We start from the raw sequence: 15,567 nt of genomic DNA, 5'->3' as shown, positions 1-15,567 counted from the left end.
CGGCAACAGCGGCGCGCCGCGAGGCCGACCGGGCGGGCGGCGGACGGCCCCGCTCGTCCGAGTCTGCCACCCGCCCGCCGCCCATCATCGAAAACGCCGAAAGAACCGCCGAATATCGTCGGCCAGCAGGTCCGGTTCTTCCATCGCCGCGAAATGGCCGCCGCTCGGCATGTCGGTCCACTGCACGACCTCGAACACCCGTTCGACCCAGCTGCGCGGCGGCCGGCTGATCTCCTTCGGAAAGCGGGCGAACGCGATCGGCACCGTCACGCGCTGCCCGGCCGCGAAGCGCATCGGCTGCAGCCGGTTCTCCCAATACATCTGCATCGACGAGCCGATGCACGCGCTGAACCAGTAGAGCGAAATGCCGGTCAGCAGCGTGTCGTGCGAAAACCGCCGCGCGACGTCGCCGTCGCAATCGCTCCACGCGCGAAACTTCTCGGCGATCCACGCGGCGAGCCCGGCCGGCGAGTCGTTGAGCGCGGCGGCGAGCGTCTGCGGCCGCGTCATGTGCACATGCGCATAGCCGCCTTCCAGCGCGGCCCATTCGGCGCGCTCCTTGACGAACGCCCGTTCTTCGTCGGTCAGCGGTGCGGCCGCGTCGATCGCAGGCTCGTAACTGCCCGGCAGGTAGTTGAGGTGGATGCCGTCGACCACGTCCGCATGTCGCGCGCCGAGCGCGATCGACACGCCCGCGCCGAGATCGCCGCCCTGCGCGCCGAAGCGGCGATAGCCGAGGCCGGCCATCAATGCGGCCCAGCAGTCGGCGACCTGAAATGCCGCGACGCCGGGCGACGCCGGCGGCGGCGAGAACAGGAAGCCCGGCAGCGACGGCGCGACGACGTCGAACGCGTCGTGCGGGTCGCCGCCGAACGCGGCGGGGTCGCACAGGCGCTCGATCAGCGCGTCGAATTCGAACACCGACCCTGGCCAGCCGTGCGTGATCACGAGCGGATACGGGTTCGGCCCCGCGCCGCGCCGATGGATGAAATGCACGCGCTGCCCGCCGACGTCCGCGACGAACTGCGGCAAGCGGTTCAGCGCCTGCTCGGCCGCGCGCCAGTCGAATCGTTCGGCCCAGTACGCGGTCAGGTCGCGCAGCCACGCGCCGTCGACGCCCTGCTGCCAAGGCTCGGCAGGCGTCAGCAGCGGCACGCGCGTGTCGCGCAGGCGCCGGCGCAGGTCGGCGAGCGCATGATCCGGAATCTCGATGTTGAACGGGACGGCGTGCATCGTGTCTCCTCGCGAAGGATATCGACGCGATTCTGCGCGATTTTTATAACGCGCGCAGACGGCGCCGCGACGCGTCAGCCGGCTTCGCCCACGTCTGCGCGCGCGTCGCGCCGGATCGCCTGCGGCGGCACGCCGAAGCCGCGCACGAACGCATCGCGCAGATGCCGCCGGTCGCGAAAGCCGTTCTCCTTGGCGATCACGTCGAGCGAATGCCGGCTCTGCTCGATCATCAGCCGGGCGGCCTCGAGCCGCAGCCGCTCGATCGCCTTCGCCGGCGACTGCCCGGTTTCGAGCGTGAACACGCGGCTGAACTGCCGCGGGCTCAGGTGCACGGCGTCGGCCAGCGCCTCGACGGTCAGCGCACGGCCGAGGTTCTGCCGCGCATAGTTGAGCGCGTTCTGAATCCGGTCCGACTTCGGCGCGAGATCGAGCATTTCGGAATGCTGCGACTGCCCGCCCGCGCGGCGCTGCTGCATCACGAGCTTGTGCGCGACCGAGCGCGCGGCCTCTGCGCCCAGATCCTTCTCCACCATCGCGAGCGCGAGATCGAGGCCCGCGGTCATCCCGGCCGACGTCCACACCGGCCCGTCGACGATGTAGATGCGGTCCTCCTCGACCCGAACGTCCGGAAAACGCTTCTGCATGTCGCAGCCGAACGCCCAGTGCGTGGTCGCGCGGCGCTGTGCGAGCAGCCCGGCCTCGGCGAGCACGAACGCGCCCGTGCAGATGCCGGCGATCCGCCGCGCGCGCGGGTTGGCACGGCGCAGGAACGCGACGACCGCGGCCGGCGCGGGCGACGCCAACGGATCGTTGACGCCCGCGACGATCCACGTGTCGACGTCGGTGCGCCGGCCGCGCAACGGCCGCGTGGCGACCCGCAGCCCGAGCGACGAGCGCACCTCGCCGCCGTCGACCGAATAGTTGTCCATCGCGTAGAACGGCTCGCCCGCGGTCAGGTTCGCGTACTCGAACACCGATTGCGCGGCGAGCGCCATGATCTGGAAGCCGTCGCTGAGCAGAAAGCCGATGCGGTGCATGCATATCTCCGGAGGCGGGCGGGCGGGCGTCGCGATCGCGATTGACCGGCCCGATGTCCGAAATCATACCCATCTACGTCATTTGTGTCGCGGCGATTCGACGCCAGAATGCAGCCATGCACTCAACCTTTGTCCCAACACGGAGCGACATCATGACTGAAGCACATCGCGGTACGGCCGTCATCACGGGCGCATCGTCCGGCATCGGCGCAATCTACGCGGACCGCCTCGCGCGCCGCGGCTACGACCTGATCCTGGTCGCCCGCAATCGCGACCGGCTGGCCGCGCTCGCCGAGCGCATCACGAACGACACGCGGCGCAGCGTCGAGATCGTCGCCGCGGACCTCAACGATCGCGCGTCGCTCGCCGCCGTCGAGGCGAAGCTGAAGGAGGACGCGAGCATCACGCTGCTCGTCAACAACGCGGGCGTCGGCACGCACGCGGCGCTGCTGGACAGCGACGTCGACGCGATGACGCGGATGATCGACCTGAACGTCACCGCGCTCACGCGGCTGACCTATGCGGCCGTGCCCGGCTTCGTCGCACGCGGGCGCGGCGCGGTGATCAACATCTCGTCGATCGTCGCGTTGTCGCCGGAAACGCTCAACGGCGTGTACGGCGGCACCAAGGCGTTCGTGCTCGCGTTCAGCCAGTCGCTGCATCACGAACTCGCGGAGCGCGGCGTGCAGGTGCAGGCCGTGCTGCCCGGCGCGACCGCGACCGAATTCTGGCAGACCGGCGGCCTGCCGCTCGAGCACTTGCCGAAGGAGATCGTGATGTCGGCGTCCGAGCTCGTCGACGCGGCGCTGGTCGGCTTCGATCGCGGCGAGCTCGTGACGATTCCGTCGCTGCATGCGGCCGACGAATGGGAAGCATACGACGCCGCGCGTCGCACGATGGCGCCGCATCTGTCGGCGAACGCGCCGGCGGCGCGTTATGTGGTTGCGCGGTAGCGCGGCGGCGCTCGCCCCTAAATCACCCCCGTCGCCCCGCGTCGCCCTTCACCCCCACCAGCAGCGCGACGCCGCTCAGCGCGAGCAGCGCGGCCAGCAGGTACACGGCGAGATCCATGCTGCCGGTGCGGGTGCGGATGATCCCGATCACCCACGGGCTGACGATGCCGCTCGTGATCCCGATGCTGCTGATCAGCGCGATCCCGGCCGCCGCCGCGTTGCCCGACAGGTAGCGGGTCGGCACCGCCCAGAAGATCGGCAGCGCGGCGAAGATCAGCGTCGCCGCGATCGACAGGCATGCGAGCATCGCCGCAAAGCTGTGCAGATGCAGCGTGAGCGCCGCGAGCGCAAGCGCGCCGCCGAGCGTGCAGCACGCGAAGTGCCGGCGGCGCTCGCCGGTGCGGTCCGAGCGGCGCGCGATCAGGATCAGTCCGACGGCGCCGACGGCGTTCGGCACGACCGTGTAGAGGCTCACGGCCACGACGTCGGTCACGCCGAAGTCGCGAATCATCAGCGGCATCCAGAAGTTGAGCGTGAGCGACGCGCAGGTGAGCGAGAAGTAGACGAACGCGAACAGGTAGACGCGCGGATTCGCGAGCGCGGCCGCCACGCTGCGCCGGTCGTGCGCGCCGTGCGCGCGGGCATCGCCGCAGACGGCCGCGACGCGCGCCTTTTCGTCGGGCGTGAGCCACGCGGCGTCCTGCGGGCGATCGACCAGATACGTGAACGCGAAGCAGGCGAGCACGATCGCCGGCGCGCCCTCGATCGCGAACATCCACTGCCAGCCGTGCAGCCCGAGCACGCCGCTCATGTCGCGCATGATCCAGCCCGACAGCAGGCCGCCGAGCACGCCGGCGACCGCGACGCCGGCAAAGAACACGGAGATCGCCGCCGCGCGCCGGTTCGACGGGAACCAGTAGGTCAGATACAGCACGATGCCGGGGAAGAAGCCGGCCTCGAACACGCCGAGCAGGAAGCGCAGCACATAGAAATGCGACGGCTGCGACACGAACATCATGCCGGTCGACGCGAGCCCCCACAGCAGCATGATGCGCATGAAGGTGCGGCGCGCGCCGAAGCGTGCGAGCAGCAGGTTGCTCGGCACCTCGCAGAACACGTAGCCGACGTAGAACACCGCGGCGCCGAGCCCGTACATCGCGTCGCTGAAGCCGAGGTCGTGCTTCATCTGCAGCTGCGCGAAGCCGATGTTGATGCGGTCGAGGAACGACACGACGTAGCAGAGGAACAGGAACGGCACGATGCGCCACGCGATCTTGCGGAACAGCAGCGCATCGCCCGCTGCGGGCGCGCCGGCGGATTCGAAGGCGGGAGCGGAAGCGGAAGCCGAGGCGCTCGCGTGCGCGAGCGTCGCTTCGGCGGGAAGCGGTTGGGGCATGTCTGTCTCCAAACGGGCCGCGCGATGCGAGCGCGCGGCAGTCTCCGAGGGCGTGCGTGCGCCCTGCTTTCTTGTGAGATCGGAACGCGGCGCGCCGATGCGCGCCGTCAGAACGACGGCCGGACGTCCGCGCGGACGCCGCGCCGCCGTGCCACCCTCAGTCCTGCAGCGCGGCCCACATTTCCTTGTCGCGCTGCGCGGTCCAGATGCGCGGATGCGTGATGCCGCTCGCCTCGTCGAACGCGCGCGACACGTCGAACGGCAGGCAGTGCTCGTAGATGAACACGTGGCCGAACTTCGGGTCCATCGCTTCGCGCGTGAGCGCCATCGACGCCTTCAGGTCGAGCTTGCGCTCGACGGCCTTGCGGCCCTGCTCGAGCAGCGTCGTCACGAAGTCCTTCGTGTAGTCGAGGCCCTTGTTCACGTCGGCCGGGGTCAGCAGCGCGGGGCCGCGACCCGGCACGAGCTTGTCCGCGCCGAGCGCGCGCAATGCCTCGAGCGTGGCCGGCCACTGTTCGAGCTGCGCGTCGCCGCAATAGCACGCGGCGTCGTATTCGACCAGATCGCCGGAGAACAGCACCTTCTGCGACGGCAGCCAGACGATCGTGTCGCCCTTCGTATGGCCCGAGCCGACGTGCATGATCTTCACTTCGAGCTTGCCGAGGAACAGCGTGATCTCGCGCTCGAACACGAGCGTCGGCCAGGTCAGGCCGGGCACCGTCTCGACGCCCGCGAACAGCCGCGGGAAGCGCTCGATCTCCGACTTCATGTCCGCTTCGCCGCGCTCGACGATCATCTCGTAGGTGCCGCGGCTCGCGATCACGTGCTGCGCGCCTTCGGCGAAATACGCGGACGCGCCGAGCACGCGCACCGCGTGGTAATGCGACAGCACGACGTGCTTGATCGGCTTGTCGGTCACGCTGCGGATCTTCGCGATCAGGTCTTGCGCCATCGCGGGCGTCGCGGTCGTGTCGACGATCAGCACGCTGTCGTCGCCGACGATCACGCCCGAGTTCGGGTCGCCTTCGGCGGTGTATGCGTACGCGTTCTCGGACAGCTGCGTCCAGGTGATCTTCTTCTCTTCGAGATCGGCTTGGGAGGCGAATGCTTTGGCCATGTTGCGTTCCGTGGCTGCGAGCCATGTGTTGAAGGGAGTGAGCCGATGATCGTCCTGCGTCGACCATTTGTCAATGACAAACGCGCTTGCTATTGTTTAATACGGGTAAACCTGCGGACGGGCGCGACAAGGGGCGTCGGATACCATGCGGGGTTTCGTCATCGGAAGAATCAACGCGTGCAGAACCATGAAGTCAGCGCGGACGACGCGCCGCCGAAGGCGCAGCGCGGCATCCAGAGCGTCGAGGTCGGCGGCCGGCTGCTCGACGCGCTCGCGCGCCGGCGCAAGCCGCTCGGGCTGTCGGAGCTGGCGGCGGCAGCCGGCCTGTCGAGCGCGCAGGCGCACACCTATCTAGTCAGCCTGACGCGGCTGGCGCTCGTGAAGCGCGACGCGCTGACCGGCAACTACGAGCCCGGCCCGCTGTCGCTGCGACTCGGGCTGATGTCGATCGAGCGCCAGCCGGCCTATCGGGCCGCGCTGCCGCATGCGGCCAGGCTCGCCGAAACGGTGGGCTTGAGCGTCGCGCTGTCGGTGCCGGGCGTGCTCGGGCCGACGATCGTGCGCATCGAGCACGGCGGCTATCCGCTGCACATGAACCTGCACGTCGGCTCGGTGATGTCGCTCGACGCGACGGCCACCGGCCGCGTGTTTCGCGCGTTCGGCGATCCTGCGCAGCTCGACGCGATGACGGCGAGCCACGCCGCCGGTGCAGATGCGCATGAATACACACACGCCGACGCACATGCCCGGGCCGACGCGCACCCGTCGCGCGCCGAACTCGACGCGATCCGCGCACGCGGCATCGAGCGCAGCGTCGATCGGCCCAGCCCTGGGGTCAGCGCGATGTGCGTGCCGGTGCTCGACGCACACGGACGGCTGCAGCTGGCATTGACGGTGATCGGCCCGAGCGGCTCGATCGATGTCGGCTGGGACGGCCCGATCGCGACCGCCCTGCGCGACGCGGCACGGCAAGCCACTGCGTCGCTCGACGCCGCGCCCGACGTGCGGCCGGGCACGCCGGCCGTGCCGCGCATCCCGCCCGCCCTCGGCGACGATGCGAAAGCACAGCGCGGCATCAACGCACTCGACAGCACGGGCGAGTTGCTGCTCGCACTCGTATCGGCCGGCCGCGGGCTGCCGTTGCGCGACCTCGCGGCGGCGGCCGGCATGCCGGCGGCCAAGGCGTTTCCGCATCTGGTGAGCCTGCAGAAGATCGGCCTGCTGAGCCGCGACGACGCCGGCTGCTTCGACGGCGGTCCGCTCGGCCTGGCGCTGGGGCTGATCGCGATGCAGCGCGTGTCGCCGACGCGCGATGCGGAGCCCGAGATCGTCGCGCTCGCGGCCGCGACCGACATGAGCGTGGCCGCGGCGACGCTCGGGCCGCTCGGCCCGACCGTGATTCGCCTGGAGGAATCGGCGCGGCCGCAGCACGTGAGCCTGCAGGTCGGCACCGTGATGTCGCTGGTGAATACCGCGATCGGACGCGTGTTCGCGTCCGGCATGTCCGACGACGTGCTCGCCGGCCTGCTGGCCGACGAGCCGGTGCGCCTGGCAGGCGGCGCGACGCAAGTGGACGACGGGTTCCGTGCGCGGCTGGCGACGATCCGCGCGGACCAGCTCGATTTCGCGTTCGACGCGCCGGTGCCCGGCATCGGGACGATCGCCGCGCCGGTGTTCGATCACACGGGCAGCATTCGGCTGGTGATCGCGATCATCGGCTCGTCGCGCGGTTTCCCGCGCGGGACGGACAGCGAACTCGCTCATACGCTGCTCGCGGCCGCGCGCCGGCTGTCGTGGCGATTCGGGTGGATCGGCGGGTGATTGCCTGCGGTTGCTTGCCGTCCCTCGGCGGTGCTCGCCGGCGTGTTGCCCGCGTCGCAATGCCGTGACGGCGCGGCCGCGACGCTACTGGCCGTCACCTCTCGGCGAAGGCGTGCAGGTCCGTTGTTGTGCAGTCGCAACGATAACCGTCAGGAATTCTCATATAACGAAATCGCATTTCACAAGGTGGCGATGTTTCTCTATCATTAGGGTTATCCCTAATCACCACCCAAATGGGGTTTCGTCATGCAAACGTCTAATGTCTCGAACCGCTCTGCCGAATCCGCTGGCTGGCTCGCACGTATTGGTGATCTGATCGCGGAAGCCTGGGCACTGCACCTCGAAAACTGCGAAATCATCGCGCAAGCACACGCACGACTGCCGCGCTAAGCGCGCGTCGAGCCGACCGGCCCGCTTGGTCTTACGAGCCGTCGGTTCAGTGCCGATAGACGTAACGACGTCCGGGCGTCTCGCGGAAACACCGAAGGCGCACCCGACAGCGCCGGCCGCCGCGTCGCGGAAGATTCATCCGCTTTCAATCGCCGTCGGCGCCCCGGATCGGCAGCCGCTGCACCCGGTTCGAATGCCGCGTGTAGCGGGCCCCGGCGGGGCGATGGTAGCCGCCTTTCCCATTTCGACCGTAGTACGCCCGAGCCGGCCGCGCCCGCGTCGTCACACCTGAATCGACGGCACGTCTTTCATGCACCGCAGCGCGAACATCGAGCGACTGTGGCGAATGCTCGAAATCCGGTACAGCTTCTCGCGCAGGAAGCGCTCGTAGCCGGCCGTGCCGTCCACCGCGACCTTGATCCAGTAGTCGTACTCGCCCGACACCAGATACGCCTCGAGCACCTCCGGCAGCGCCGCGAGTTCCGCGCCGAAGCGGCCCAGCGCATCGTCCTCGTGGCGATCGAGCGTGACTTCGAGGATCACGATGTCCGCATAGCCGAGCATGCGCTGGTTGACCAGCGCGACGTAGCCGTCGATGTAGCCGTCGAGTTCGAGCTGCCGCGTGCGGTTCCAGCAGGCGGTCGTCGACATGCCGATCTGTTCGGCCAGTTCGGCGTTCGACAGACGCGCGTTCTTTTGCAGTGCAGCGAGGATCTTGCGGTCCTGGTTGTCGAGGGTTTTTGGCGTGCGTTCGCGGGTGGCCATGGCAAAGGGAATCTTCTACTGGGGATCTTCATTCTAGCCGAACGACGTTCCGATTTGAGCGGCCATTGGCTGGAAAACAGGAAGCCTTTTAACCGCCGCGCTTGATACATTTTCTCCATGCCTGTCGACCGGCGCGCCCGCTGCGACAACCCCCTCGCGACGGATGTCCGACCGCAATCACGAGTTGCGGCGCCGGTCACGCAGGCATGCGAAACCCGCCTCCCGTACGCCTATCCGGTTGTCCGGGCCGGCGCCCGACCCCCTGTTCCGCGGTCCCTGTCATGTCGTTCCGGCTTTATCTGTCGTTCGTCGCTGCATCGGCCGTCCTCATCTATGCACCCGGCCCCGTCAACCTCCTCACGATGAACCAGGCATTGCGCACCGGCTGGCGCCGCGCTCTGCCCTGCGTATGGGGCGGCACGCTCGCCGTGCTGCTGCAGCTCGCACTGACCGCGCTGTGTCTGAACTCGCTGGTCCACCTCGATACGCACGCGCTCGCCGTGCTGCGCTGGGCCGGCGCCGCCTACCTCGTATGGCTCGGCTGCAAGCAATGGCTGAGCCGCGCGCCGGCCGACGCCGCGGCGGCCGCGGCACCCGCGACCGGCAGCGCCGCGCGCGACGCCGAATCGGGACGCGCGCTGTTCTGGCGCGGCGTCGCGACATCCGGGCTGAACCCGAAGACGCTGTTGTTCTTCCCGTCGTTCTTTCCGCAATTCCTCGTCCCGAATGCGGACTGGAGCTTGAACGGGCAATTCCTGCTGCTCGCGACGACCTTCGCGTTGCTGTTCGTCGGCGGCATGGCGTCGATGGCGCTGCTGTCGCACCGGCTCAGCCGCGCATTGCAGCGACCCGCGCGGATGCACGCGATGAACCGCGTGACGGGCGGGCTGCTGGTCGGGATGGGCGCGATCATGGCCGGTTGGAACTGAGGGCCGCGGGCGGGCGCGTCGGTGATTGCGCCCGTGTGACGCGCGGTAGCCCGGAATTTGCGGCGCGGGAGTGGCCGGGCCGCGTAAGTCCGGCGCATAGAGCAGACCGCGTGGGCAGTATCGCGTCGACTCGCCGCATCGGATGACTCGGTTCGGCACTTTGGGACATTCGGCACCGGGACGTAGGCCGTCGACGATCATTAGCATCATATTTTTGAACCGCTATAATTTTCTGCGCCTTGCTAGACCCATTCCCGGAGCATTTCGATGCGAATCCGAAGCACTTATTTGAAAGTGAATAACCTCGAGCGGGCCGCAACATTCTGGGAAAATCTATTAGAGCAGCCGCCGAACCGCAAGACGGAGAGATGGGCGAGTTTTCGCTAGGTGAAATCCGATTCGGGTTATTACTGAACGATTTCGGTGATGAGTTCGCCGGTAGCGGATGCGTACCGGTGTTCGAGTTCGATATATCTGACTTGCACACATTTGTGGAACGCGCGAAGGCTCTTGGAGCAAAAGTCGTTCTCGATGCGCTAAACATTGAGACCATGCAGAGCGTTGTTCTCAGCGACTCCGAGGGCCACGAATTCGAGCTGTGCAGTTGCCACGAATAGTTTGCTGTCCTCCGCAGGAACCGGTCGGCTTGCTTCCTGCAACGGACGTCGACCGACTAACCACAAGGATGGAACCCCGTGAAACACGCAGGTCTAGCAGCGCTCGGGCAGCTTGAAAGTACCCTTCGCGACTTGCGTGAGTTTCCGGACTTACGTGAACGTTCAACCGGTGTTTTTTACAGAAAATCTCGATCTTTTCTGCACTTCCACGAAGATGCGACGGGGCTTTACGCCGACCTTCGAGTCGGCCAAGAATTTGAACGATTCCCTGTGAATTCAGCAATCGATAGGGATGTTTTAATGGCAGCAGTTCATCGCGCGTTGGAATTATAGGTTCCTATCTTAAGCTATGTAACACACAAGACCCATTTGGACCGGTCAAAGTTTTGAATCACGCTTAAGAGAAACTGCATCATGAAGTGTCGGCGGTCGGAAGCTTCGACTGTCCGAATCGGATCGATCACGGCCCTCGATGAAGTGACGGAAAGAGCAATCTCAGGCCTTGTCTGACGCTGACTGAGAGATCAGGTCTCGACTTACGCAACTCTGTCGCATACATCGCGATCGCAGCGCGTAGGTCGCATCCGCGCGGCCACACCACATCAGCCTTCGCGCGTAGATCGCGTCGCATAGGCCGTATCGCGTGGGTCGCACCGCGCTGCCCACCGCCATCGCCCGCCAAGAACACTCCCCCGCTCCACGCGCCCAGTACAATCGCGCGATGTCCGAACTCCTCACCTACGGCGGCCTGTTCGCCGTGTCGATGATCGCGGCGACGCTGTTGCCGCTCCAGTCCGAAGCCGTACTCGCCGGCCTGCTGCTCGCCGCTCGCGAGCCCGCGTGGGCGCTGGTGCTCGTCGCGAGCGTCGGCAACGTCGCGGGCTCGGTGATCAACTGGGCGCTCGGCCGCGGCATCGAACACTTCCGCGAGCGCCGCTGGTTCCCGATCAAACCGGCCGCGCTCGCGCGCGCCGAGCGCTGGTACGCGCGCTATGGCCGCTGGTCGCTGCTGCTCAGCTGGGCGCCGGTGATCGGCGATCCGCTGACGATGATCGCCGGCGTGCTGCGCGAGCCGCTGTGGTCCTTCACGGCGATCGTCACGATCGCGAAAGTCGCGCGGTATCTGGTCATCGCATGGCTCGTGACGCGCTGACGGCGTCCGCCCCGGCATGCCGGCGCGCGCGCGCACTGCGCACCCGGCCGGTTTCGCATCGCTAAAGAATCCGCCGAAGCTGCCGTACTCCTTACAGTCTGCGGTGACGCGTGCGTTCCGCTCCTCTCACCCACTCAGGATTCCCATGAGATTGACCCACTTGGGCCGGGCGAGCGTCGGCGCGCGTCTGGCCGCGCTGGCGTGTGTACTCGTCGCACTGCTGTTCACTGCGTTCGCATGGGCGCTCGCCCACTTCGCCAGCGAGCAGCTGGCCGATGAAGCGCATGCACGCATCGCCGACAAGGAGCAGTCGATCCGCGCGATGGTCGAGATGTTCGACAAGGCGCTGTCGGCCGAAGCCAACCGCGCGATGTCGCTGTTCGCGAGCTTCCTGCCGGCCGATTTCTCGCTCGACCCGACGCGCACCGTCGACATCGGCGGCGTCGCCGCGCCCGTGCTGTCGGCCGGCGGCCAGCCGCTCGATCTCGACTACGCGATCCCCGACCAGTTTCTGCAGAAAAGCGGCGCGATCGCGACGATCTTCGCGCGCGACGGCGACGACTTCGTGCGAATCACGACGTCGCTGAAGAAGCAGGACGGCACGCGCGCGGTCGGCACGCGCCTCGACCGCGCCGGCCCGGCGTACGGCCCGCTCGTCGCCGGACGCAGCTACACGGGCCTCGCCAAGCTGTTCGGCCGGCCGTACATCACGCAATACAAGCCGGTCACGGACGCGACCGGCCGCGTGATCGGCGCACTGTTCGTCGGCCTCGACGTCGGCGCGGAGCTGCAGGTCGTCGAGAACGGCATCCGCGCGTTGAAGATCGGCGACAACGGCTATTACTTCGTCGTCGATGCGTCGCCGGGCGCGACGCGCGGCACGCTGGTCGTCCATCCCGACGCGGCTGGGCAGCGCGCCGACGACACGCGCGCACCGTACGCGCAGATGCTCGCCGCAGGCCAGGGCCAGCTCGCGTACACGTCGCTCGACCCGGCCGCGCACGACGCGCAGCCCACCGCGAAATTCGTGTCGTTCACGACGATCCCGCAATGGCAATGGCTGGTCGGCGGCATCGCGCTCGACGACGAGCTGCTGGCCGGCATGCGCACGCTGCGCAATCGCTTCCTGATGATCGCGGCCGTGCTGGTGGCGGCGTTCGCGGGGCTGTTCGTGCTGGTCGTGCGGCGCGTCGTGAGCCGGCCGCTCGATGCGGCGGCCCGCGCGTCGGAACGCTATGCGGCCGGCGATCTCAGCGTGCGGATCCGCGATGGCGCGACCGCGCGCGGCGTCGCCGGCAACGACGAAATCGGCCGGCTGGTGCAGGCGGTGGACGGTATCGGCGACGGCCTCGCCCGGATCGTCGCGCAGGTGCGCGGCAGCGCTTCGGACATCGCGAGCGGGACGGTCGGCATCGCGGCCGGCAGCAGCGACATCGCTGCGCGGATCGCGACGCAGGCGAGCAGCGTCGAGCAAACGGCCGCAAGCATGGAGCAGATCACGACCGCCGTGCAGCAGAACGCCGAGCACGCGGCGCAGGCCGATGCGCTGGTGGCGCACGCGTCGGCGGCGGCCACCGACGGCGACGCGGCCGTGCAGCGCGTGGTCGCGACGATGGACGACATCGGCCGCACGACGCGCCGGATCGCCGAAATCACGACCACGATCGAAGGCATCGCGTTCCAGACCAACATCCTCGCGCTGAACGCGGCGGTCGAGGCCGCACGGGCCGGCGAGCACGGCCGGGGCTTCGCGGTGGTCGCGGCCGAAGTGCGCGCGCTCGCGCAACGCAGCGCCGCCGCAGTGAAGGAGATCGAGGGGTTGAGCGCCGAATCGGCGACCACGGTCGAACAGGGTTACCGGATCGCGGACGCCGCGCGCGGCACGATGCGCGACATCGTCCAGCGCGTCGAGCAGGTCAGCACGCTGATCGGCGAAATCAGCACCGCGTCGCGCGAGCAGTCGACCGGCATCGAGCAGGTGAATCTGGCGATCACGCAGATCGGCGACGCGACGCAGCAGAATGCGACGCTGATCTCGGCGGCCGAGCGCGCGGCGGTCGCGTTGCGCGACCAGGCCGCGCAACTGTCGGAAGCCGTCAGCGTGTTCCGGCTGGCGCGCAGCGCGTGACGTGCTACGCCGCCGCCGCGCGACCGGCCCGTTACTTCGTTACTTCTTGTCGCCGGCCAGGTCGATCGCCTTGTCCGATCCGACTGCGTTGCGCAGCTGGAACTTCTGGATCTTGCCGGTCGAGGTCTTCGGCAGCTCGCCGAAGCGCACGACCTTCGGCACCTTGAAGCCCGCGAGCAGCTGGCGGCAATGCGCGAAGATTTCGTCCTCGGTCGCGCTCATCCCGTTGCGCAGCTCGACGAACGCGCACGGCACCTCGCCCCACTTCGGATCGGGCATCGCGACCACCGCCGCGACTTCGACGGCCGGATGCCGGTACAGCGCGTCCTCGACCTCGATGCTCGAGATGTTCTCGCCGCCCGAAATGATGATGTCCTTGCGGCGATCCTTGATCCGGATATAGCCGTCGGGCGTCAGCACGCCGAGATCGCCCGTATGGAACCAGCCGCCCTGGAACGCCTCGTCCGTCGCGTGCGGGTTCTTCAGGTAGCCCTTCATGCAGATGTTGCCGCGGAACATGATCTCGCCGAGCGTCTCGCCGTCGGCCGGCACCGGCTCCATCGTGTCCGGATCGAGCACCGTCGCGCCCGCTTCCAGGTGGTAGCGCACGCCCTGGCGCGCATTGAGCCGCGCGCGCTCGTCGTCGGGCAAGTCGTCCCAGTGCGCCTGCTTCGCGCAGACCGTCGCCGGGCCGTACACCTCGGTCAGCCCGTACACGTGCAGCAGGTCGAAGCCGATTTCCTTCATCTTGGCGATCACGGCCGGCGCCGGCGCGGCGCCCGCGACCATCGCATGCACCTTGTGGTCGATCCCGGCGCGCAGCTCGGCCGGCGCGTTCGCGATCGCGCTCTGCACGATCGGCGCGCCGCAGTAATGGGTGATGCGCTCGTTGCGGATCAGGTCGAACACGGTCTTCGCGTCGAACCTGCGCAGGCAGACGTTGACGCCCGCGCGCGCGGCGATCGCCCACGGGAAGCACCAGCCGTTGCAGTGGAACATCGGCAGCGTCCACAGATACACGGCGTGCTTCGGCATGTCCCATTCGAGGATGTTGCTGATCGCCGCCAGATAGGCACCGCGATGGTGATAGACGACGCCCTTCGGGTCGCCGGTCGTGCCGGACGTGTAGTTCAGCGCGATGGCCTCCCACTCGTCGGCGGGCGGCGTCCAGGCGTAGTCGGGGTCGCCGCTCGCGACGAACGCTTCATAGTCGGTCGCGCCGGCGAAACGGGCGGGATCGGCGGGCATCGCGTCGGCGACGCTGACGATCTTCAGCCCCGGCACTTCCAGCGCCGCGCGATGCGCGAGCTCCGCATATTCGGTGTCGACGATCAGCACCTTCGCTTCGCCGTGCCGCAGCATGAACAGCATCGACGCGATGTCGAGCCGCGTATTGATCGTGTTGAGCACGGCGCCCGCCATCGGCACGCCGAAGTGCGCTTCCACCATCGCGGGAATGTTCGGCAGCAGCGCGGCGACCGTCTCGCCGCGCCCGACGCCGGCCCGGGCCAGCGCGCTCGCGAGCTGCTTGGCCCGCGTGTAGGTCTCGGCCCACGTGCGCCGCACGTCGCCATGCACGATCGCGAGCCGCGCGCCGTAGACTTCCGCCGCGCGGACCAGGAAATCGATCGGCGTGAGCGGCACGTAGTTGGCTTCGCGGCGGCCGAGTCCGGCCTCGAACATCTGGGTCATGATCCTGTCTCCGTCTTCTTTCGGCCGGCGCGCATGCACGGCGGCCTGCTTTGATGTGGTTCAATTGCCGATAGCCTAACGGGCGCTATTGTGAGCCGTCTGTCATCGAAACGACAGAGTCCCTTTCGAGCGTTTCGCGTTATCCCTATCCTCGCAAACCCGCACCCATGCACGACCATCTCGTTGCGCCGCCCGAGACGGCCGCGCCCCACGCCGAGCCGCCGGACGACCAGTCGGCCGACTTGACCCTCACGGCCGTTGCGACCGTTACTCCGGCCGGACCGGGCGCATTTGACGCACCCGACTCGGCCGTGGCGGCCGCCGCCCCCATCGCCC

At 68.0% G+C, this 15,567-nt stretch carries 12 protein-coding genes; 6 read left to right on the top strand and 6 right to left on the bottom strand.

What is annotated here, in order from left to right; translation table 11 throughout:
* Window positions 1-84 precede the first annotated feature (84 nt).
* Together C3Y15_RS10840 and C3Y15_RS10835 are read right to left on the bottom strand one after the other, a co-directional pair.
* The gene (locus C3Y15_RS10840; protein ID WP_069240177.1) at window positions 85-1,233 is read right to left on the bottom strand and encodes an epoxide hydrolase family protein; all 1,149 of its coding nucleotides are present in this window, start codon (window positions 1,231-1,233) and stop codon (window positions 85-87) included.
* A 74-nt stretch (window positions 1,234-1,307) separates the two neighbouring features.
* Window positions 1,308-2,270, bottom strand: a complete 963-nt coding sequence (locus C3Y15_RS10835; protein WP_059463836.1) for a GlxA family transcriptional regulator — start codon at window positions 2,268-2,270, stop codon at window positions 1,308-1,310.
* A gap of 152 nt (window positions 2,271-2,422) precedes the next feature.
* On the opposite strand from C3Y15_RS10835, the gene C3Y15_RS10830 reads away from it, so the two are divergent.
* The gene (locus tag C3Y15_RS10830) at window positions 2,423-3,223 is read left to right on the top strand and encodes an SDR family oxidoreductase (protein WP_034193514.1); all 801 of its coding nucleotides are present in this window, start codon (window positions 2,423-2,425) and stop codon (window positions 3,221-3,223) included.
* Between the two features lie 22 nt (window positions 3,224-3,245).
* On the opposite strand, the gene C3Y15_RS10825 is transcribed toward C3Y15_RS10830, so the two are convergent.
* Together C3Y15_RS10825 and C3Y15_RS10820 are read right to left on the bottom strand one after the other, a co-directional pair.
* Entirely contained in the window at window positions 3,246-4,619 is a 1,374-nt protein-coding gene (locus tag C3Y15_RS10825; protein WP_014724945.1) for an MFS transporter, read from the bottom strand.
* A gap of 157 nt (window positions 4,620-4,776) precedes the next feature.
* Window positions 4,777-5,736, bottom strand: coding sequence for an MBL fold metallo-hydrolase (locus C3Y15_RS10820; protein WP_046426636.1), 960 nt, complete (start codon window positions 5,734-5,736; stop codon window positions 4,777-4,779).
* Between the two features lie 177 nt (window positions 5,737-5,913).
* On the opposite strand from C3Y15_RS10820, the gene C3Y15_RS10815 reads away from it, so the two are divergent.
* A complete protein-coding gene (locus C3Y15_RS10815) occupies window positions 5,914-7,557 on the top strand; it encodes an IclR family transcriptional regulator C-terminal domain-containing protein (protein ID WP_069246495.1) in 1,644 nt (547 codons plus the stop codon).
* 672 nt (window positions 7,558-8,229) lie between these two features.
* Here C3Y15_RS10815 and C3Y15_RS10810 read toward each other — a convergent pair.
* Entirely contained in the window at window positions 8,230-8,712 is a 483-nt protein-coding gene (locus C3Y15_RS10810) for an Lrp/AsnC family transcriptional regulator (RefSeq protein WP_011882138.1), read from the bottom strand.
* Window positions 8,713-8,993: 281 nt separating this feature from the next.
* On the opposite strand from C3Y15_RS10810, the gene C3Y15_RS10805 reads away from it, so the two are divergent.
* From C3Y15_RS10805 to C3Y15_RS10785, 4 genes are all read left to right on the top strand, one after another.
* On the top strand, window positions 8,994-9,641 hold the full coding sequence (locus C3Y15_RS10805; RefSeq protein WP_059474318.1) for a LysE family translocator: 648 nt from the start codon (window positions 8,994-8,996) through the stop codon (window positions 9,639-9,641).
* A 695-nt stretch (window positions 9,642-10,336) separates the two neighbouring features.
* Window positions 10,337-10,591: a hypothetical protein gene (locus tag C3Y15_RS10795; protein ID WP_072465343.1), complete on the top strand. Its 255-nt coding sequence runs from the start codon at window positions 10,337-10,339 to the stop codon at window positions 10,589-10,591.
* A 388-nt stretch (window positions 10,592-10,979) separates the two neighbouring features.
* Window positions 10,980-11,411, top strand: a complete 432-nt coding sequence (locus C3Y15_RS10790) for a YqaA family protein (RefSeq protein ID WP_011882135.1) — start codon at window positions 10,980-10,982, stop codon at window positions 11,409-11,411.
* A 145-nt stretch (window positions 11,412-11,556) separates the two neighbouring features.
* Window positions 11,557-13,539, top strand: a complete 1,983-nt coding sequence (locus tag C3Y15_RS10785) for a methyl-accepting chemotaxis protein (RefSeq protein ID WP_045578036.1) — start codon at window positions 11,557-11,559, stop codon at window positions 13,537-13,539.
* A 39-nt stretch (window positions 13,540-13,578) separates the two neighbouring features.
* Here the strand turns inward: C3Y15_RS10785 and C3Y15_RS10780 are convergent, their stop codons facing one another.
* On the bottom strand, window positions 13,579-15,231 hold the full coding sequence (locus C3Y15_RS10780) for an acyl-CoA synthetase (RefSeq protein WP_034193507.1): 1,653 nt from the start codon (window positions 15,229-15,231) through the stop codon (window positions 13,579-13,581).
* Between the last annotated feature and the right edge of the window lie 336 nt (window positions 15,232-15,567).

Source organism: Burkholderia sp. B10 (assembly GCF_004368385.1).
Taxonomy (GTDB): Bacteria; Pseudomonadota; Gammaproteobacteria; order Burkholderiales; family Burkholderiaceae; genus Burkholderia; species Burkholderia vietnamiensis.
Note: the sequence above shows the minus strand (reverse complement) of the source record. Positions and strands in the feature narration are given on the sequence as shown.

What these genes read in the sequence shown, in the direction of transcription:
- C3Y15_RS10840 (WP_069240177.1), bottom strand. Translation starts at nt 1,233, where the DNA reads ATGCACGCCGTCCCGTTCAACATCGAGATTCCGGATCATGCGCTCGCC.
- C3Y15_RS10835 (WP_059463836.1), bottom strand. Translation starts at nt 2,270, where the DNA reads ATGCACCGCATCGGCTTTCTGCTCAGCGACGGCTTCCAGATCATGGCG.
- C3Y15_RS10830 (WP_034193514.1), top strand. Translation starts at nt 2,423, where the DNA reads ATGACTGAAGCACATCGCGGTACGGCCGTCATCACGGGCGCATCGTCC.
- C3Y15_RS10825 (WP_014724945.1), bottom strand. Translation starts at nt 4,619, where the DNA reads ATGCCCCAACCGCTTCCCGCCGAAGCGACGCTCGCGCACGCGAGCGCC.
- C3Y15_RS10820 (WP_046426636.1), bottom strand. Translation starts at nt 5,736, where the DNA reads ATGGCCAAAGCATTCGCCTCCCAAGCCGATCTCGAAGAGAAGAAGATC.
- C3Y15_RS10810 (WP_011882138.1), bottom strand. Translation starts at nt 8,712, where the DNA reads ATGGCCACCCGCGAACGCACGCCAAAAACCCTCGACAACCAGGACCGC.
- C3Y15_RS10805 (WP_059474318.1), top strand. Translation starts at nt 8,994, where the DNA reads ATGTCGTTCCGGCTTTATCTGTCGTTCGTCGCTGCATCGGCCGTCCTC.
- C3Y15_RS10790 (WP_011882135.1), top strand. Translation starts at nt 10,980, where the DNA reads ATGTCCGAACTCCTCACCTACGGCGGCCTGTTCGCCGTGTCGATGATC.
- C3Y15_RS10785 (WP_045578036.1), top strand. Translation starts at nt 11,557, where the DNA reads ATGAGATTGACCCACTTGGGCCGGGCGAGCGTCGGCGCGCGTCTGGCC.
- C3Y15_RS10780 (WP_034193507.1), bottom strand. Translation starts at nt 15,231, where the DNA reads ATGACCCAGATGTTCGAGGCCGGACTCGGCCGCCGCGAAGCCAACTAC.